Annotated in this window: 19 protein-coding genes and 1 pseudogene; 8 read left to right on the forward strand and 12 right to left on the reverse strand. The window is 55.3% G+C overall.

Features of this window, described 5'->3' with window-relative positions; translation table 11 throughout:
- Positions 1–35: 35 nt before the first annotated feature.
- A complete protein-coding gene (locus AC1RO5_RS03160; protein ID WP_493172653.1) occupies positions 36–494 on the reverse strand; it encodes an Lrp/AsnC family transcriptional regulator in 459 nt (152 codons plus the stop codon).
- Positions 495–761: 267 nt separating this feature from the next.
- Between AC1RO5_RS03160 and bcaP the strand changes: the two genes are divergently transcribed.
- The gene (bcaP, locus tag AC1RO5_RS03165) at positions 762–2,150 is read left to right on the forward strand and encodes a branched-chain amino acid transporter BcaP (RefSeq protein ID WP_493172655.1); all 1,389 of its coding nucleotides are present in this window, start codon (positions 762–764) and stop codon (positions 2,148–2,150) included.
- 308 nt (positions 2,151–2,458) lie between these two features.
- On the opposite strand, the gene AC1RO5_RS03170 is transcribed toward bcaP, so the two are convergent.
- From AC1RO5_RS03170 to AC1RO5_RS03180, 3 genes are all read right to left on the reverse strand, one after another.
- Positions 2,459–3,328, reverse strand: coding sequence for an AraC family transcriptional regulator (locus AC1RO5_RS03170; RefSeq protein ID WP_493172657.1), 870 nt, complete (start codon positions 3,326–3,328; stop codon positions 2,459–2,461).
- A gap of 129 nt (positions 3,329–3,457) precedes the next feature.
- On the reverse strand, positions 3,458–3,976 hold the full coding sequence (locus tag AC1RO5_RS03175; RefSeq protein ID WP_493172659.1) for an isochorismatase family protein: 519 nt from the start codon (positions 3,974–3,976) through the stop codon (positions 3,458–3,460).
- 327 nt (positions 3,977–4,303) lie between these two features.
- Positions 4,304–4,789, reverse strand: coding sequence for a hypothetical protein (locus tag AC1RO5_RS03180; protein ID WP_493172661.1), 486 nt, complete (start codon positions 4,787–4,789; stop codon positions 4,304–4,306).
- A 210-nt stretch (positions 4,790–4,999) separates the two neighbouring features.
- Between AC1RO5_RS03180 and AC1RO5_RS03185 the strand changes: the two genes are divergently transcribed.
- Both AC1RO5_RS03185 and AC1RO5_RS03190 read left to right on the forward strand, forming a co-directional pair.
- The gene (locus AC1RO5_RS03185; RefSeq protein WP_493172663.1) at positions 5,000–5,584 is read left to right on the forward strand and encodes an eCIS core domain-containing protein; all 585 of its coding nucleotides are present in this window, start codon (positions 5,000–5,002) and stop codon (positions 5,582–5,584) included.
- A gap of 4 nt (positions 5,585–5,588) precedes the next feature.
- Positions 5,589–5,705, forward strand: a pseudogene (locus AC1RO5_RS03190) (DUF2269 family protein); the annotation flags it as partial.
- A gap of 4 nt (positions 5,706–5,709) precedes the next feature.
- Here AC1RO5_RS03190 and AC1RO5_RS03195 read toward each other — a convergent pair.
- From AC1RO5_RS03195 to AC1RO5_RS03205, 3 genes are read right to left on the reverse strand one after another with little or no spacing between them, the layout of a single operon-like run.
- Positions 5,710–6,252, reverse strand: a complete 543-nt coding sequence (locus tag AC1RO5_RS03195; RefSeq protein ID WP_493173208.1) for a histidine phosphatase family protein — start codon at positions 6,250–6,252, stop codon at positions 5,710–5,712.
- 17 nt (positions 6,253–6,269) lie between these two features.
- On the reverse strand, positions 6,270–7,313 hold the full coding sequence (locus tag AC1RO5_RS03200; RefSeq protein ID WP_493172665.1) for an SDR family oxidoreductase: 1,044 nt from the start codon (positions 7,311–7,313) through the stop codon (positions 6,270–6,272).
- Positions 7,314–7,329: 16 nt separating this feature from the next.
- Complete coding sequence (locus AC1RO5_RS03205) at positions 7,330–7,740, reverse strand: ester cyclase (RefSeq protein ID WP_493172667.1); 411 nt, start codon at positions 7,738–7,740, stop codon at positions 7,330–7,332.
- Positions 7,741–7,861: 121 nt separating this feature from the next.
- Between AC1RO5_RS03205 and AC1RO5_RS03210 the strand changes: the two genes are divergently transcribed.
- On the forward strand, positions 7,862–8,803 hold the full coding sequence (locus AC1RO5_RS03210; RefSeq protein ID WP_493172669.1) for a LysR family transcriptional regulator: 942 nt from the start codon (positions 7,862–7,864) through the stop codon (positions 8,801–8,803).
- Positions 8,804–8,950: 147 nt separating this feature from the next.
- Positions 8,951–9,646 (forward strand): tRNA (adenine(22)-N(1))-methyltransferase, encoded by a 696-nt coding sequence (locus tag AC1RO5_RS03215; protein WP_493172671.1) that lies wholly within the window; start codon positions 8,951–8,953, stop codon positions 9,644–9,646.
- Between the two features lie 67 nt (positions 9,647–9,713).
- Here the strand turns inward: AC1RO5_RS03215 and tssI are convergent, their stop codons facing one another.
- Together tssI and AC1RO5_RS03225 are read right to left on the reverse strand one after the other, a co-directional pair.
- Entirely contained in the window at positions 9,714–11,009 is a 1,296-nt protein-coding gene (tssI, locus tag AC1RO5_RS03220) for a type VI secretion system tip protein TssI/VgrG (RefSeq protein ID WP_493172673.1), read from the reverse strand.
- A 299-nt stretch (positions 11,010–11,308) separates the two neighbouring features.
- On the reverse strand, positions 11,309–12,412 hold the full coding sequence (locus AC1RO5_RS03225) for a polyamine ABC transporter substrate-binding protein (protein ID WP_493172675.1): 1,104 nt from the start codon (positions 12,410–12,412) through the stop codon (positions 11,309–11,311).
- 138 nt (positions 12,413–12,550) lie between these two features.
- Here AC1RO5_RS03225 and AC1RO5_RS03230 point away from each other — a divergent pair, with 138 nt between their 5' ends.
- Positions 12,551–13,342 (forward strand): response regulator transcription factor, encoded by a 792-nt coding sequence (locus AC1RO5_RS03230; protein ID WP_493172677.1) that lies wholly within the window; start codon positions 12,551–12,553, stop codon positions 13,340–13,342.
- Between the two features lie 89 nt (positions 13,343–13,431).
- Here the strand turns inward: AC1RO5_RS03230 and argC are convergent, their stop codons facing one another.
- A complete protein-coding gene (gene argC / locus AC1RO5_RS03235; protein ID WP_493172679.1) occupies positions 13,432–14,361 on the reverse strand; it encodes an N-acetyl-gamma-glutamyl-phosphate reductase in 930 nt (309 codons plus the stop codon).
- Positions 14,362–14,475: 114 nt separating this feature from the next.
- Here argC and AC1RO5_RS03240 point away from each other — a divergent pair, with 114 nt between their 5' ends.
- Positions 14,476–15,360: a LysR family transcriptional regulator gene (locus tag AC1RO5_RS03240; RefSeq protein ID WP_493172681.1), complete on the forward strand. Its 885-nt coding sequence runs from the start codon at positions 14,476–14,478 to the stop codon at positions 15,358–15,360.
- Positions 15,361–15,394: 34 nt separating this feature from the next.
- On the opposite strand, the gene AC1RO5_RS03245 is transcribed toward AC1RO5_RS03240, so the two are convergent.
- The gene (locus AC1RO5_RS03245) at positions 15,395–16,009 is read right to left on the reverse strand and encodes a LysE family translocator (protein WP_493172683.1); all 615 of its coding nucleotides are present in this window, start codon (positions 16,007–16,009) and stop codon (positions 15,395–15,397) included.
- Between the two features lie 175 nt (positions 16,010–16,184).
- On the reverse strand, positions 16,185–17,078 hold the full coding sequence (locus AC1RO5_RS03250) for a LysR family transcriptional regulator (protein ID WP_493172684.1): 894 nt from the start codon (positions 17,076–17,078) through the stop codon (positions 16,185–16,187).
- A 193-nt stretch (positions 17,079–17,271) separates the two neighbouring features.
- Here AC1RO5_RS03250 and AC1RO5_RS03255 point away from each other — a divergent pair, with 193 nt between their 5' ends.
- Positions 17,272–18,798, forward strand: a complete 1,527-nt coding sequence (locus AC1RO5_RS03255) for an MFS transporter (protein ID WP_493172686.1) — start codon at positions 17,272–17,274, stop codon at positions 18,796–18,798.
- Positions 18,799–18,800 lie beyond the last annotated feature (2 nt).

An 18,800-nucleotide genomic window follows, 5' to 3' on the forward strand; every position in this document is an offset into this window, starting at 1 on the left:
TTGTCTCGTCCTGAATAAGGGGCAAGTCCCGGCACTTACAGTGGCAAGGTATTGCAGTGCTTGATCTCCTTGACCGAAAACCCGGTGTACATTTCCTTGATACTGCCGAGCGTACGTATGCGATGCATGGCGAGTTCATGGAATGCCTCCATGTCTTTGACGACTACTTGCAAGAGGTAGTCGTATTTCCCCGACACTTTGTGACAGGCAATAATGTTGGGCAACGCCAGAACGCCCGCTTCGAAATGCTCCATGGCGTCCTCGGAGTGACTGTCGAGGGTGACGCTGATGAAAGCAAAAAGTCCCAGCCCCACGGTCTTTGGGTTCAAGTGCGCGTGATACCCGACAATCACCTCCTCTTCCAGGCGCTTCAGGCGCTTCCAGCAGGCTGGCGCTGACAGGCAAACACGAACGGCGATCTCGGCGTTCGTCAGGCGACCATTCATTTGCAGAATTTCCAGAATTGAACGATCAACCTTATCCATTTCCGCCATGTGTTCTCTCCCTTTAACAATGAGTACGCGGTAGGGCGATTGGCCCCATCCCGCAGGTCCTTGATCAAGCATCCATTTCTCGAAACGACAAATATTAGAAAGAAAATTACACAAAGAACACGTTTTGGATAATTAACGACTGAAAAAAATCAAATACAGACCCGTTTCGAAAGCTAATTTTCGAGGCACTGAAATACAATTTCTTGTCGTTTCCGACACCCAAGCCACTGGCTCTGACAATAAAAATAAGTAACAACGGAGGCAATATTGAGCATTTTCAGAACAAAAGACCTGGACGCAATGATTGCTGCTGCCCGAGCTCCTGCCGGGTTGAAAAAAGTGCTGGGGCCGATGGATTTGGTCCTGATTGGTATCGGTGCAATCGTGGGGACTGGCATCTTTGTATTGACCGGAACCGGCGCATTGACTGCGGGACCGGCCCTCACGGTTTCATTCCTGATAGCGGCGTTGGCCTGTGCATTTGCAGCGCTCTGTTATGCCGAGTTCGCCTCATCTGTACCGGTAGCAGGCTCGATTTACACCTACAGCTACGCGACGCTGGGAGAGTTGGTGGCCTGGATGATCGGCTGGGATCTGATGCTCGAATACGGACTGGCCAGCTCGGCTGTGTCTGTTGGGTGGTCGGGTTACTTCCAGTCCCTGCTGAGCGGATTTGGGCTGAATCTTCCGGTTGTGCTTACGGCGGCTCCAGGCTCTTTGCCCGGTGTGGAAACCTGGCTCAACCTACCCGCGCTGGTGATTATGCTGGCAATTACCTGGATGCTTTCTATGGGCATCAAGGAATCCGCGCGCGTAAACAACGTGATGGTGACCATCAAAATCGCCGTGGTGCTGCTCTTCATCGCCGTTGGTGTGCGACATGTTCAGCCCGCTAACTGGCAACCTTTCGCTCCCTTCGGCGTCAATGGCATTTTGAGTGCTTCTGCCTTGGTTTTTTTTGCTTTTATTGGTTTCGATGCGGTTTCCTCTGCCGCCGAAGAAGTGAAAAAACCGGCGCGAGACCTCCCCATCGGTATTATCGGGTCCTTGGCCGTTTGTGCGGCGCTGTACGTTGCCGTTTCAATGATCATGACCGGCATCGTGCCCTATGCCCAATTCCTTGGCGTTGATCATCCGGTCTCATTGGCGTTGCAACATGCCGGTGAAAGCTGGGTTGCCGGGTTCGTTGATTTAGGCGCGATCGTTGGCATGACGACTGTCATTCTGGTTATGGCTTACGGTCAAACCAGGATCATCTACGCGATGTCGCGCGACGGGCTGCTTCCCCAGCGCCTTTCCAGGGTTCATCCACGATTCGGCACCCCATTTTTCGCCACCTGGATGGTCGGAATAGTCTTCGGGCTGATCTCGGCACTGATTCCGCTGAACGTCCTCGCCGAGCTGATCAACATCGGTACGTTGGCCGCATTCAGTCTGATCTCGGTGGCAGTGATCGTATTGCGCAAGACCCGACCCGATCTCCCTCGCGCATTCAGATGCCCGGGCGTGCCCGTTGTTCCGTTGCTCGCCATCGCGTTCTGCGTAACCTTGATGACCTTCCTCAAGCAGGCAACCTGGCTGGCATTTGGGGCGTGGTTGGCAATTGGCCTGGTGATCTACTTCGCCTATGCGAGGCGCCGCTCGTTGTTGCATTAATCCTGCATTTCATCAGGTCTCTTTGGAGTGTCAATCAACCTCCAATAGCTTTCAGGTGCGAAACTGCATTCCAGTTGCGCACCTGATTGCATTCGCCTGTCAATCCTCGCCTCATTTGTCCTGTTTTTTGTCAATGCGAGCAGAACTTGCTATCAGGACTCGCTGTGAGGATTGCAACACTTCTTGAATGGGGCCTGTCTAGCCCGGCGAATACCGAACTGAGAAGCTCCAATACCTCTTGGTTAAACAGTCGAGTTTCGTGTTTGAGTGTGTGCTCCAGTCGGTGCCACATCTCAGCCCGGTTGCCGCTATTGCAGCGGAACATACACATCAGTTTGCCATTGATCCTGCGGCGTCTCGGGATAGACGCTCAGGTAATTGAAGAACAGCGGGTGGTCACGAAGTTCCTCTCCACTGGCAGGAAGCCAATCGCGGTAAATCGGATAGATCGTTTCGCCGATGTGATCCGGTGACCCCGCGTGTCGCACCACGACACAGCGACCGCCAGGAATGATGATCTCGTGTACACCGAACTCATTCGGCGCCACAGCCTCGTGAATCTCGCCGCAGATTGCAAAGCGGAATGCTTGTGGAGGTGTCGTGTCGGGGTTGCCATAGGGAATGCCAAAGGTGCGGCTCGATGCCACCGGCGACTGTCCGCTCTGCATACGCCACTCGATGAACTTGCGCACGCTCTCATTGACGAGCCCGGCGGGTCCGCAGTGCTCAAGCGCTGCTACCCTGATTTCAGGGGATTCCACGATTCGTACTTGCATGATGATAGTCCTGGAAAAGTGAGGGATTGCGAATACCGTATTCCAGACCTGCCAGTTCGGTTCCTTCCTGAACGCACTCGGCGTCATACCGAATGCTCGCCTGAACGCCCTGCAAAATGCCTCGGGGCTTTCAAAGCCGGCACCGAGTGCGGCGTCGAGTACCGAGTAATCAGCGAGGGCGACCAGGCGATGTGCCGCGCGTCTTAGCCGCATCAGTTGCACATAACGTGAGACAGGCACTCCGGCGAACGCGGTGAATTGTCGATGGAAGTGAAACACCGAAAAATTCGCCACATGGCTCAACGTCTTCACCGACAGGTCACCTTCGAGATTGGCATCAATGTAGGCGAGTACGGCGTTGAAGCGTTTTGTGTAAGCGAAGTTGCTCGGCATGTCAGACACTGGGAAAAGGCTCCTGGAAGTACGGTCGGCAATAGAGTCGACTATCGCGGCGTGAACGCGCCTAGCCGCGTTTGCTCAATGTACGTTTTGGGTTGGCCAATGCGATCTCTTCCAAGGCAATGTAAACGGTTAAAAATGCCAGTCCTCAGCGCGAACGACGCGACAGAATGGGCCCGCCAGGGTCGCATTGTGATGAGCGATGATATTTTCGGCCTTCAACACAGGGGTATCGGTGCAGGTATGACCATCGGCGATCAGCACTGCATCGAATTCAAGATCGCGTGCGGCGCGGCAGGTGCTGTCGACACAATACTGGGTCTTCATTCCGGCAATAACCACACCTTGAGATCCACAAGCCTTCAGCCGATCGGCCAGGTCAGTCATGGCGAAAGCGTTGGGTCGTTTTTTTTCGAAGATTACTTCGTCGCCTTGTAGCAGCAGTTCCGGCACCAGTTGCGTCAACGGGCTTGCAGGTTCGATAGGCGAGCCAGGTGGACCGACGTGGCGAGCAAGGAAAATTGGCGCGCCAGCCGTGCGGGCCTTGCTCAACAGGTTATTCAACGTGTTCAGCAGCGCTTCGCCAGCCCATGGTTTATCCGGACCATGAAACAATCCAACCTGCATATCGAGAATCAACAGTGCGTACATAGTGCTTTCCTTGCGTTTGGACCAGCGACACAAGGGCAAAAGAAAAGGCCCTGTCCATCGCTGGCGGGCCTTTGAAGTTCGTGCGTTATTGGCTCACGACACCTCTCACGACCCGCCTTGGGCGGTCGTGGTCGTGGTGGTCGAGGCAATGCGTGGCTGATTCATGAAGTAGACAATATCTGCGCGGTACCTGGTTGGCAAGGAGGCGTGACCTGCGCGGCGGCTAGTGCTTGTATTGATCGTTGAGGTCCGCTTCTGGCCGTTTGCTGTTGGTTGCCAAACCGTTGGCAGGGGCGACCAATGCAATACATGAGCAATAACCGTATCTCAATAGAAGCGATCTTCCTGCTTCATGGCAAAAATGCGGCTGATTGTTCTGAACGAGATGCCAAGAAACAACAATGCCAGCAACACACCGCCAGTCATGATGAAAAAGCCGGGGCGGTAGGTATGTAGTTCGGTTGTGATACTACTTACTCGCGGGAACCAGCGTGAATAAAGCAGCGAAATATCCTGACCCACTTCATATTGGGAGCGTTCGCCATAACGCTGGTCCAGGTATTCGTCTTCGTGAACTTGGCGGTCGTGATCGACATATTGGTAGTGAATTATTTTGGCCATGCTGTTTCTAGGGATATTTTCCAGCTGCGTCACTGTGCCTGTGACCTCAACCGCGCTCAATTGGATGGTCGCATAGATGGATCCTTGCTGCCGTGCCATGGCGGCCAGTGATAGCAGCACACAGCAAGCAATGGTTAGCAGGATTGCTCGGTTGTATAGATGATCTTTTTCTGCTTCGCGTGGGTAAAACATCTTACGGTCCTTCGCATGAGGGCATTCAGCAACCGTGTCGGCGACCTAACCAATTACTTGAGGTACTTCAGCGTTCATGGCCATTTACGGGCAGCAATCGACCCCAAGCCGCCAGCGAGAAGAGACCCGCTAGGGATACGCTAAAGTTATGCGGGTCGTCGATCAATTGTGATCTCACTGTTCGTGCTGCTTCCTTCCCAGGAGGGCCCAATGCCGCCCATCATCACATTCCTGGTGGCGCTGTTTGTTGTTTGCCTGACGCTTGTAGTGCCAGCCCAGGCCAACGTCTGCCCACCTGGTGAGAAACAAGTATGCCTGGACGGCTGCATCTGCCTGCCAGATCTGGGGCAGATGCCTGATGGCATCTACCAGGTCGCGGCACCTGCCCTGGCGCTGTGGCTGACCCAAGCCCGCGCTGAAGCAGCCAGCGCCGACATCCAACCCATTCCACTGCACATCCGGGCACAACTGCTGCGCTGGTACGACCCCAGCGTCCTTGATGCCGCGCACTACAAAGTTAGCAACAACGGCCAATTCAGCGCCGCCACTTCCATGCTGCAAAACCCCGATGTCGGTGCCGTGACACTGATCGACATCATCCTCTTCAGGGACGCTCAAACCGCAGAACAGGACATCGCGCTCTGGGCTCACGAACTAAAGCATGTGCAGCAGTTTCAGGAATGGGGGGTAGAAGGATTTGCCCAGCGGTATACACAAGATTTCAATGCTGTGGAGGCGCCGGCTTATGCCATACAGGCTGAGGTCAGACGGTTGGTGCGGGAAGGGACTCACTGAAGGGTACCTGATCGCTGCCAACCGCACGGCAACCCCTCAAGTGATTGCGCATGTGGCCCGAATGGTCGTGCGCTTCGACACCTGGATTACCACGCCGGCAGGCTTTGTTCAGATCATGACCCGCGTTAAACACCATCATATTGATACACCGTCGCACTCCAATACCGGCTGCCGTTACGTGTTTGGCGGATCCATCCATCCGCCACCAGTTGTTTGGCGATCATTCGATTCATAAAACCATGACCGAGCAGCAGAACCGGTCCTTCGCTGGCAAGGGACTGAAGTCGTTGAGCTGCCGCGCTGGCGCGTTTTCTCGCCGTGCCGACGGATTCAACTCTGCGTGCGTATCCGCACAGCCATAGGATTCGAAGGATAAATGCCCAGGTAAACGGCGATAACCTTGGCAATTTCCAGTGACCATAAGGCAGTTGCGCTTCACAGAAAAGCGCGTCGACAAGGGCCGGCTTCAGGCCAAGAGCCCGGACGGAGGTCAGCGCACGAGGCGCGTTGCTTGAGACAATCACCGTGGCGGTTGCGGCGAGTTGCATGCTGGCATCCGGAACGGGTTGGCTGGTAATTTCGGACTGGTTGTAGTGTTCGATCCAGTCTTTCATCTCGAGCGCTGACATTTTGTCGGTTGCGTCCAGCTTTGGCTGGCCGTGACGCATCAGGATTATTTTCTTGCTCACAGTATGTTTACGTCCTTGTACTGATGTGTTTCAAACCAGCCGTGATCACGGTACCACGCCACGGTGTCGGTGATTGTCAGCTCCAGCGCCCGGAAACTCAGGTCAAGCTCTCGTTCACTCTTGCTGTGGTTGAAACAAGTGCGGTCCTTCTCTCGTACCAACAGGCGCAACGTGGCCATGCTCAGCAGAATGGGTTTGCCGGTAATACGCGCATAGATCTCTTGTACGGCCGCCAGGGTGTATAGCAAGGGCAGCGGTAGTTGTCGAACGGGTGTCTTGACGCCTGCTATACGCCCAAGAATAGGCACCAGTTCACGCATTGTCATATTCCGGCCCGCCGCGAGATAGCGCTCACCTCGCCGCCCATGTCTGGCTGCGGCAATCTGCGCTAATGCCACATCGCGGGCATCGACAATGGAGAAGCTACCGGGGATCAGTCCGGGCAATTTGCCGCGTACGACGTCGTTGACCAACTGTCCCGAGGAGGTCGGGCCAATGTCGGCAGGGCCCCACATCCAGCCAGGCAGGACCATGCAGGCATGCATCTCGGGATGGCGTTCCAGGAATGACAAGACGACACGGTCGGCGAGGATCTTGCTGCGGTAATAGTCATCTGCGTCAGCGTCGGCCCGTAGGCAAGTTTCGTCAATTGACGTGCCGGGAGCGCCGTCGAGCACGGCAATGGAAGACGTATGGATGAACCGGCGTATACCGGCGCGGTAGGCCTGGTCAAGCAGGCGCTGCGTACCAGACACGTTAATTTTTTCGAGTTCCTCCCAGTGGCTACCGCCCTTGTAATTGTCGCGAAAGAACGCTGCGGTGTGGAACACCGTATCGCAGCCTCGTAACGACTCTGCGAACGCGTCGACATCGGCCATGTCACCAACCACCAGTTCCACACCCGGCAAATGGCTGAGCTGCTGTTCACCTTTGGCTCTTGAACGGACCAAGGTTTTGATCACGCAGCCATGAGCGATCAATTCACGCACCAGGTTGTTGCCCAGCAAGCCGGTTGCGCCAGTAACGAATACGTTGTGCATCGCTCAACCCTCAGCCTTACCGGCTAAAAAATGACATCAATACCGCACTGTCGAAGAAGGCCTCTTCACGGATGGCCAACCCGTCTTTGAAGGTGAAGTGTGCGGCGTAGTACACGGCAATGTGGCGTCCATGGGGTGGAATCACCCGGTCCGGCATCACTAAAGGTGCGGTGAAGGTGCCGGTCAGGAAGGCGGTCAGTGCTAAACGATCGTCACCGACGACAAATGGGCTGAAGGTCAGTTGGGCATCGGGGAAGGCTTCGAGTAATGCGGTTTCTCGTTTGCGCATGGATTCGCGACCGGTTTGCATCCCCATCCCGTCGAAGTAGATGAAGTCTTCGCAAACCAGCGTAAGCATCGCCTCCACATCACGGCGATTGAAGGCACTGGCGGCGCGTTCCGCAAAGTCGTTGGGGCCAGTTGTCATACAGTCCGTTCCATTCCATTTGTTTTGAGGGCCTGTAGATATACCTTTGAGGCCTCTGTCGAAAAACAGCGACTACTGCATAATGGCTTTGCACATATGCAGGTCAGGGAGGATATGAAGCATGGCGTTGCAAGCAAATTGGGACGATCTTCGTCTGCTGTTGGCAGTCTCGCGGCGTGGCAGCTTTCTTCAGGCTGGTCAGTTACTGGGTATCGCGGCGTCTACGGTGTCCCGCCGATTGACCCAACTTGAGGGCGCCCTGGGCGAGCCACTCGTCGAGCGAGGCGTTGAAGGATGCTGGTTGACTTCGCGGGGACAATCTCTCGTGGAGGTTGCCTTGGCTGCGGAAGCGGGCTTGAGGCGTCAAACCGTTGCTGGCATGTCGGGGCTACACACCGAGCTATTTGGCAGTGTCCTGGTCAGTGCAGGGGAGGGATTCTCGTCTTGCGTGCTGGAGGCGGCGAGTCGCTTCACTTCTCTTCACCCGCGTTGCTCGGTGGAGTTGCTGGTAACAGCCGACTTCCACAAGATCGTCCGCGGCTTGGCAGACATTGCTATACGCACAGCTCATCTGGGCGAGCCATCGCTGATTTATCGACCCATAGGCAGGCTCGCCTACGGTGTCTTCACCGATGCAGGCTATCTGAAGCGGTTTCCAGGGGTGACTCCGGCCACTGCGGTCAATATTGCCTTGCTTCCTCCGCTGGACATGTTGCCGCAAATGCGTGCGGCAAAGGCCGCGGGGCTGGAACGCGCGCAGATCAGCGTAAACTCATTCGCGGCTCAGCTCGAGTCGGTGAGGCGGGGTATGGGGGTGGCGGTATTGCCCCGTATTCTGGCGAAGGACCTGATCGAGTTGTTCCCGGATCTCCAACTTCCAGATATGGAGGTCTATCTGGTGACCCGGCCTCAGGCACTGAAACAGGCCCACATCAAATGTTTTTTTGCCATCCTGGAGCAGGTGCTGCTTGAAGCGCTTTCCATAGGCAATGTCGAAGGTTACTTCTTGGGGGCGACCCGAAATGGGCGCATAGGGGGCGCTTGTCAAAATGATAGAGATTGATCCAGTCATGACATCAGTCGAACTCACTAATGACGGGGCGAGCCATGGCTCTGGTCGCATAAATTTGAAATGCACGGCGTTGCTCGACAGAATCTCGCCCCGATCCGGCCAAAGGTGCCGGACGTTCGTGGTGAAAAGGGGCAGCAGTTGAACCAACAGACATTGTCCATGCGCCTGGAGCGCGTGGCAGCGCATGTGCCAGCAGGTGCGCGCCTGGCCGATATCGGCTCGGATCACGGCTACCTGCCTGTGGCATTGATGCGCCGTGGCGCCATCGCCGCGGCGGTGGCCGGCGAGGTGGCATTGACGCCGTTTCGCTCGGCCGAACGCACCGTGCGCGAGAACGACCTGGACCAGTGGATCACCGTGCGCCTGGCCAATGGCCTGGCGGCAATCGAGCCGGGGGACGGGATCACGGCGATCAGCATCTGCGGCATGGGCGGCGAGACGATCCGCGACATCCTCGACAGCGGCAAGGCACGTCTGAGCGGCCAGGAGCGCCTGATACTGCAGCCCAACGGCGGCGAACAGCCGCTGCGCCAATGGCTGATGGAAAATGGTTACCGCATCCTCTGCGAGGAAGTGCTGCGGGAAAACCGCTTCGACTACGAAATCATCGTCGCCGAGCGCGCCGGGCCGGTGACGTACACCGCCGAGGAGCTGTACTTCGGCCCGCTGCAGATGCAGGCACGCAGCCCGGCATTCCTGATCAAGTGGCAGCGCCTGTTGCGCGAGAAGCAGCGGACCCTGAACAACTTCGCCAAGGCGCGGCAAGCAGTGCCCGAGGAGAAGGTGCAGGACGTCGCCCTGCAGGCCCGGTGGATCACCGACCTGCTGGCTTGAGTCCTTAACTGAGTCATTGCATGGGCAAATTTCAACCTGGCTGTTGTTGCCCTGATAGGGTTTGCGGTCAGCGACAACACAGGCAACCGCTGATCAGCGGTTGATCGGGGTCGCTTTCGAGAAATGTGACCATGACTTCCATACCCGTTCTGGGGGGCGTAGTTTCACAGTTCCAATCGGGGGCCCCCTTTAGCCAACAACTACTCTTGTCGTCAAATCTACCTTCGCGGTCCCAGGGGAACTTGACCTTGACCCTTGCGAGGTGCCGATCACTCTGGATCTCCTCGTCTTCCAGAGCGATGACCACAGCGGTCTGGTTGCTTGGTACCTGAGGTTTCTTGTGAGCCAAAGGTGGACGATAGAACACGTCCCACGGAAGAACCATAAAGCGGTTGCGGTAACCCTGATGAAAGTCATCCTCGTTGTCAGTGTTGCCACTGGCGACGTTCTCACTCAATACCTGTGGTTGCTTGCCTTCGTGGATGACCTGAGTCAGTAGCCATAGGGCGTTCCACTCCTGGCGCGGGTGGTCTGAGATTTCCAGAACATGGCCACTGACTAACCGGGTCTGGTCACTTTGCCCTTCAGCTTGACGATAAGCCGCGTGGCGGCGCTCCATAGCACGCAGACTTATCTGCTTTGCGTGCTCATGATTTGTGAAACGCTTCAGCTTGTCATCGTTTTCCATGTCTGGCTGTTGCCCGTTTCTCCCCAGACGCAGATTGAAGCGCTTGATCAGTGGCTCGTTGGCCACCCTGGCGCTCTCTTGTCTATAAGCAGTGGGTTGCCCAATCCTGGGAAAAACCGCCTGGTCATCGCCAAAGACCAGCACGTGGCCTTGAGCGCTGTGTTGGAAGTGAAAGTGAATACCTTCTTCTTCGCACAAGCGCTGAATAAAGTGCAAATCCGTTTCATCGTACTGGATACAGTAGTCACGCTCGGGGTAGGTCGACCCGAGATGAAACCGATAAGCGTCGCCCACAATCCCGTGCTCTTCCAGTATCAAGGCGACGATTTTCGGCACCGAGAACTGTTGATAGATCCTCTGGTTGATGCGGTGGCGCAAGTAGGACAGGTGCGGTACGAGGGCCAGGCTGTAGCGCGTCAAACGCTGACCATTACCGCTTTGAGCGATGTGATAGACCCGTCCATGGATGCCGTTGCCCTTCGTGTCGAAGGTCAGAAAAGCCTCTGCGTCGAAGAGGCTTTCGAGATCCAGGTCAGACCGCTCGCTAACAAGCTCCACGTTGAAGAGGTAAGGCCTGCTGATCGCCTCCTCTCCGGTGAACGCGAGCACTTGAAAATCGTGCTCAAAACCGTCGATTGTCAAACTGAAGTGCGTCTGATTGGCTGGGCTGAACATCCGCTGTTCTCTTTTACATAAGGTGTTGAATTGACGCTGTCGCAAACAGCAATGTCAGGAAGCCGGTTTTACAAACAGCCGCGCGAATGCCGTTACGAGCAATGGCCAGAGCAAGGGCCATCAGTATCGGCAACTTCCGACGCCAACTCCAACGTGAGGGGTTCTTCTTCCAGTAACTCAAGGATGAGGGCGTTTACGTCTTACTTTCTGGACATAAATAGCCTCAACCTGCTGCTCGCCCCACGCCCATGTACAAAATAAAGACAGGCATCGAGCAACAGGCGACAAATCAAATCAGATCACACACCACTCTTCACTTTGGTCCAGATCCGTGTGCGGATTCGCTCCAGTTTCAACGGCAGTGGCTCAAGTGGAATAAGTGTAGCGATAGTCTTTTTGTCTGGATAAATCCAAGGGTTGTCGCGCAGTTTCTGTTCGACAAACTCAGTGGCATCTTTATTGGCGTTAGGATATAGAGTGTGATTTGAGGTCTTGGCAATAATTTCTGGTTGCAGCATATAGTTAATAAACGCCATACCTTCCTTTGGGTGAGGAGCGTCTTTTAGCAGAACCAGATTTTCTGACCAGACCAGCGCTCCTTCGCGAGGAAGACTGTAGGTAATCTTGCGTCCAGTGTTGGTCTTCTCGTTTATGGCCTGCGCAGCAAGGGCACCATTAGCCCATCCCACCACTGCACAAATATTGCCGTCAGCCAGGTCAGCGTCAATTCGGGATGAATCGAAATAGAGGACGTAGGGACGGATTTTTAACAGTAGGGCTTGAGCTTTCTGGTAATCATCCGGGTTCTTGCTGTTGCTGGGAAGCCCAAGGTAATGCAAAGCAATCGAAATGATCTCACTTGGAGAATCGAGCATTGCCACACCACACGACTGGAGCTTGCTGATGTTTTCTTCTTTGAAGATCAAATCCCAGCTATTCACCGGAGCATTATCACCCAATGCCGCTTTGACTTTGTCAACGTCATAGCCAATGCCGGTAGTGCCCCATAAATAGGGCACAGCGTAGCGATTACCAGGATCATTGACCGCGAGCTGGGACAAGATATCAGGATCGATGTGTGACAAATTACTCAGTTGATTACGATCCAGCGGCTGAAGCACTCCCGCCTGGATCAGGCTTGGCAACACATTGGAGGTGGCCACAACCACGTCATACCCCGTGCGCCCGGCCATTACCTTGCTCTGCATGATTTCGGCGCTGTCGAACGCATCCATATGCATTCTGGTGCCGGTTTTCTGCTCAAACTCCTTTGGGGTCTCCGGTGCGAGAAGCCCGAACCAGTTATACAGATACATCCCAGGCTCTGCAGCCCCCACTGATGTGCTTATCCCTACACAGAGAAGCGAGGCCGAAAAAATGGTTCGCAAATGTGATTTTCTCATGCAACATCCTTGTCAAGACGATACGCCCTCATGGCCATCGTAAACCCTGCTAGCGAATATACCGGGCATTACCGAATAGTAAATACCTACGAATACTTACCTCTGACCTACGAATCCCTAACCCTAAAGGGGTAGAAAATGCCGTTCGACTTTCATAGCCTGGCTTGGCACCGATCGATTGGGAAGCTGATCATGCAGTTGAACCGTCCAGAATTCTGGAGTTCACTGATTCGTATATTAAATGAATACGTGCAAATCGATAATTGGGTTGTATTAATTTTCAGTAATCAACAAGTGCAAGTTGTCAGTCTTCCTGAGATAGCGGATGCGGAAGAGGTCGACGCGTTCATTCATCGCTATGTGAAGGGGCTTTACCTGCTGGATCCATTTTATATAGCTAATCGAGAAAATCCACAGAGCGGTTTCTTTCATCTGCTGGATATTGCGCCGGAATATTTCCTTGAGACTGAGTATTATCATCAATATTTTGCACAATATATCTCTGCGGATGAGGCTCAGTATAATGTTCAGCTCGACGCCGATAGAACGTTATGCATTTCCATTGGTAGCAAAGTCCGTTTTAGTCAAGAACAAATAACAATGCTTGATATTATCAAGCCATGGGTGACTGCATTAATGCATCAGCGCATGTGTTTTGAAAGTGACGTAGAGAAAAATCTCACTGAGCCACCTCTATGGCCAGAAACGATTACCCAGCTTGGCGCACAAATAACAACGCGCGAAAGTGATGTGCTCAGATTATTGCTTAGTGGCTTCTCTAATAAGGAGATAGCCGGAAAACTTTCCCTCTCGGTGGAGACGATAAAAGTTCATCGTCGCAATATTTACGCTAAATTAAATATCAAGTCGCAATCCGAACTGTTTGCTCGATTTTTTATGCCGAAACAGGATGTTTTTTCTACAAGTTGAAATCAGCATATAGAGGCAGTTACCCATGGTACTGCCTCTAGTCCTGGCTCGAGACGAGGACATTGCGCTGAGTTGCGCGATAATCGGAGTCATGTTCCTGCAAGCATCAAATCCAGATTCTGCACTGCTGCTCCAGCGGCTCCCTTCCCAAGATTGTCAAATACCGCAGCCAACAAAACCTGCCCCGTCTCATCATTCTCAAACACTGACAATCGCAAATCATCAGTCCCGTTAAGTGCCTGAGGATCAAGGTACGTCAACCCTTTAGCCTCCTGCATCGACATCACCTGTACATGGCTCGCATCGACGTAGTGCCGCATCAGACACGCATGCAACTGCGCCGCACTCACACCTGGCGCCAACAACCGGGTTTGCAAGGGGATGGTCAGTACGATCCCCTGCCGAAAAGCGCCATAGGCCGGCACAAACATCGGCCGCTCCGTCAGACCGCTTTGCTGCTGAATCTCCGGAATATGTTTGTGTGCCAGCCCCAGCCCATAGACCTGAAACGCCGACGCCTGTGCTGCGCCTTTTCCCTCATGTTCCTCCACACCGACACGTCCTTTCCCGGAATAACCCGACACGGCATGAATGTTCATCGGGTAATCCCTGGGCAGTAATCCGGCCTCCAGTAAAGGGCGCAGCAACCCTATCGCCCCCGTTGGATAGCAACCGGGATTGCTGACCCGTCGCGCGGCGGCGATGCGTTGGCTCTGCTGCGGATTCATCTGCGCGAAACCATAGGTCCAGTCTGGATGGGTGCGGTGCGCCGAACTCGCATCGATCACCCGAACGGCGGGGTTTTCGATGGTCGCTACAGCGTCGCGGGCAGCTTGGTCGGGCAAGCAGAGAATCGCGATGTCGCAGTTGTTGATGGCTTCGGCGCGACGTTGCGGATCCTTGCGATATTCGGAGCTGAGTGTGATAAGCCGCAGATCGCTCCGGTCACGTAGGCGGTGATGGATTTGCAACCCGGTGGTGCCTTGGTCGCCATCGATGAATACAAGGGGACTTGCCATGGAATGCTCTCGGACATAGGAAATCAGGAGTTCCAATCTTCAGCGAGGCGCTAAGATAGGAAAAGTTGAATTTATAAACGATGAAATTCAGTTTTTCTGAACAAGGAGTCACTCATGCGCGAAATCAGCCTGGACCGTCTGCGCACGTTGGTGGCGATAGCCGACCTGGGTTCATTTGCCGAGGCGGCCCGTGTGCTGCACCTGGCGCCACCCACGGTCAGTTTGCATATCGCCGACCTGGAGACGCGCGTGGGCGGCAAGCTGTTGTCGCGCACGCGTGGGCGCGTTCAGCCTTCAGCGATTGGGAACACACTGGTGGAACGTGCGCGGCGCCTGTTGGCGGATGCGGAGCAGGCGCTTGAGGACGTGGAACGTCAGGTACAGGGATTGGCCGGGCGTGTGCGGCTAGGCGCCTCCACAGGGGCCATCGCACAGTTGATGCCACACGCATTGGAGACGTTGAGCCAACGCCATCCCGCTATCGATGTGCAGGTTGCGGTGCTCACGTCGCAGGAAACTTTGAAGAAGCTTGCCGAGGGCTCTTTGGAGATCGGTTTGGTCGCGCTGCCGCAGTCCCCGGTGAAGGGCTTGCGGATCGAGCCATGGCGACGGGACCCGGTCATGGCCTTCTTGCCAGCTCGCTGGGAATCCCCGGAGGTTGTGACCCCCGACTGGCTGTCCACTCAGCCATTGATTCTGAATGACAACACCACTCGTCTTTCGCGTTTGACTGCGGAGTGGTTCGCCAGTGGTGGGCCGCAGCCTGCGCCGCGTATTCAACTGAACTACAACGATGCGATCAAAAGCCTGGTGGCGGCTGGCTATGGTGCGACGTTGTTGCCGCATGAGGCCTCCACGCCATTGCCCGATACCAGGATCGTCATGCGACCCTTACAGCCCTTATTGTGGCGGCAACTGGGTATTGCCCACCGTAGTCGGGACATCGAACGGCCTACGCAACATGTGCTGGATGTGCTGTGGGAGTTGAGTGCGGGGTAGGGGGATTTTGTCAGGCGAATCAATCGCGGGATTGCTAAACCAACTGACGGCCCCCCAGAGATAAAATCAAACCGCCGCACAATCGGTCGATAGCTTTTTTCCTCCCTTGATACGCGGACGCAATCTTGGGTTGCGAAAGAGTGATTGCAACCATCCCATACCAGGTCATTGAAACCACCACGACAACCGCGAGCATCGACGAAAACGTGCCTGGTGAAACGTGGGCGGGGGCTGCTGCTGAAAAAACAGCGGCATAGAAGGCCATGGACTTGGGGTTGCCGATGTTGGTAACCACCCCCTGAATGAAGGACTGCCGGCAACTACCGGCGACGGCATCATTTAGCGGGCCAAGCGCATTCTTCCCCGCGTTGATCAGCAGTCGGAATCCGAACCACATCAGGTAGGCGGCGCCCAGAACCTTTACAACAAGCGCAGCCCAAGGGAGCGCAGCAAATACAACCCTGAGACCTGCAATTGCACAGGTGGACCAGAACAAATTGACCAGTACGATGCCCGCTACCAAGGCCAGAGCTTCTGACCGTGTAGCCGCCACCGCTTTGTGGACCACTGCAACGAAATTTGGCCCAGGGATAACGACACCGGCCAGGTAAACCAAAAAGACTGTCAAAACGGCGGAACCATCGATCATGTGCTTCCTCGCGAGTCCTGTGGACGGTGTTCGTCACGCCAATAAGACGTTCCAAGAGCAAGGTCGCTCCCGACCTCAACGTCCATCGAGATAAGAGTTTTACACAGGGCTCTCGAGATCAGGGGCTTTTTACACATTCTGGACTCAAAGCAACCCTTCGCAATCAACAGGGCACTTACCCTGGAATGCCAATGGCAGTCAGCTTGTTCCAGATCGATGGCGACTCAGACATCTCCACCAGCAGTTGTCCAAATGCATTGGCCGCGGGGGTCTTTCCCGTGACACTCCATATCAGTCTGAAATCAGCATCCAGCAGCGGTGGCAGACCATGTTGACCGTCAATGACCACCATGCCAGGCTCTAGATCGCCCAGCGGTAGGGCGGTGACGGCAAGCCCCGCCAATACCGCCGCTCGCAGTCCTTGTTGACTTGGAGAGGTAAAGGCGACCCGCCAATCCACGGTGGAGCTCTCCAACGCATCTACGGCCACCTGGCGGTGCAAGCAGGGCGCTGGGGCAAACGCCAGTGGCAAAGGGGCATCGCCAGTAAAATCGAAACTCTGCGCCGCGGCCCAGACGAACCGGGTTTCGCGCAGTACGGTACCGCCGGCCTGGCTGCCCGGCAATGCCATGACCACGGCCAGATCGAGCCCGTCGGCATCAACCAGCGCGCGCAGATCGAGGTAGGTGCCGACGGTTACATCCAGGCGTACGGCGGGAAATTGTCTGGCGAACCGAGACAGTAACGGCGGCAGGCCGTCGCCGATAAAGTTTTCTGGCACACCGAAGCGCACGGCCCCGGATACCGACGACGCTTCGAAACGTCGGGAGAGAGCATCTTGTGCTCTGAGGATTTGTTCGGCATGGCGCAGAAAATCTTCACCATCTTCCGTCAGCGTCAAACGTCGGGTGGTGCGTACCAATAGCGTGGTACCGGCCTGTTCTTCCAAGCGCCGGATCTGATGACTGATCGCTGACTGGCTCAAGTGCAGCCGCTCTGCGGCACGAGTGAAACTACCGGTGTCCTTGATCGCGACAAAAGCACGCAACAGAGCTGGGTCGAAGTCCATTAAGTCAACTCATGACGAATATTAATAAAACTTACGAAATTAAATCATTTCTGTCATTTTTTAATTACTTCCAGAATGCGGCCAGTCACTTGGACTTGTGCCGGGTGACGCTGGCAAGGCTATCGCGTCTCTACCCCTGACGGCGTTCAGAGCGGTCTTGCCAGTGCCCATCAACTTGATCTGGAAGATCACGATGCAGTTCTCTCCGTCGCAAAAGGATATTTTCACCATAGCCGCCGTGTGCCTGGCGTCGCTGATGTTCGGCCTGGAAATCTCGAGCGTGCCGGCAATCCTGCCCACTCTTGAATCGGTTCTGCGCAGCGATTTCAAAGATATGCAGTGGATCATGAATGCCTACACCATCGCCTGCACCACGGTGCTGATGGTCACCGGCACACTGGCGGATCGGTATGGACGCAAGCGAGTGTTTATCATCAGCCTGGTGCTTTTCGGCATTACCTCACTGGGCTGTGGATGGGCGCAAAGCGCCAGTGTGTTGATCGCAAACCGATTCCTGCAAGGTATGTCCGGTGGTGCCATGCTGATCTGTCAGGTGGCCGTACTGTCTCACCGATTCCAGACGGGAGCTGCGCGCGGCAAAGCGTTCAGTGCCTGGGGGATCGTGTTCGGTATCGGTTTGGGGTTTGGCCCGATAATCGGCGCCGTTATCGTGGCGTTGTCGAGTTGGGAATGGGTGTTTCTGGTGCATGCGCCCATTGCCGTGCTCGCGCTGGTGCTGGTGATCGCCGGTGTCGATGAGTCACGTGATCCGCAGCGTCGCAGGCTGGATGTGTTGGGCATTATTTCGTTGTCGCTGGCAGTGTTAGGCCTTTCCTGGTTCATCACTCAGGGCGCGGGGGAGGGTTTTTCCAGTGGTTCGGCCATCACCAGCCTGGTTGTGGCAATGCTCAGCTTCATCGTCTTTGTCGTTGCGCAGCGACGCTATGTCGATCCCATGTTCGACTTTTCGGTATTGCGCATCCGTCGCTTCTCGGGTGCCTTGCTAGGGTCGGCAGGCATGAACTTCAGCTTCTGGCCGTTCATGATTTACCTGCCGCTGTACTTTCAAAATGGCCTGGGCTACGCCAGTGTCGGCACCGGTCTGGCACTGCTGGCCTATACGCTGCCGACGCTGGTTGTGCCCCCGTTAGGTGAACGGCTGGCGCTGCGCTATCGACCTGACGTGGTGATTCCCGCAGGTTTGTTCACCATAGGTCTGGGGTTCCTGCTGATGAAATGGGGCAGCAGTGTCGCGCACGCCAGCTGGCTGACGATGCTTCCAGGCTGCCTGATCGCCGGAATCGGACTGGGGCTGACCAATACGCCTGTTACCAATACCACCACCGGATCGGTGCCCAGTGAACGTGCTGGCATGGCATCGGGCATCGATATCAGCGCTCGCATGATCAGCCTTGCAATCAATATCGCGCTGATGGGATTCATCTTGGTGGAAGGTATCCTGTCTTCCCTGCGCAACCAGTTACCTGGCTCGTCCGATGATGTGCAGCTGAGATGGCTGGCGGAGAATATTTCGGCCGGCAACTCTGCCGTGCTGGCGCAGACTGGCCAAGGGACTACGATTCCGGTCGATGTTGCCAACGCAGCTTTAGCGCATGGGTTTGGCTGGGTAATGCTGTATGGCGGTATTGCTGCATGGGTGCTGGTGGCGGCGAGTTGCCTGGTCTTTCGTTCGAGCAAAGCCGTTCATTCTCAGCAGTGACT

Source organism: Pseudomonas sp. GW822-FHT02G04, from assembly GCF_058802085.1.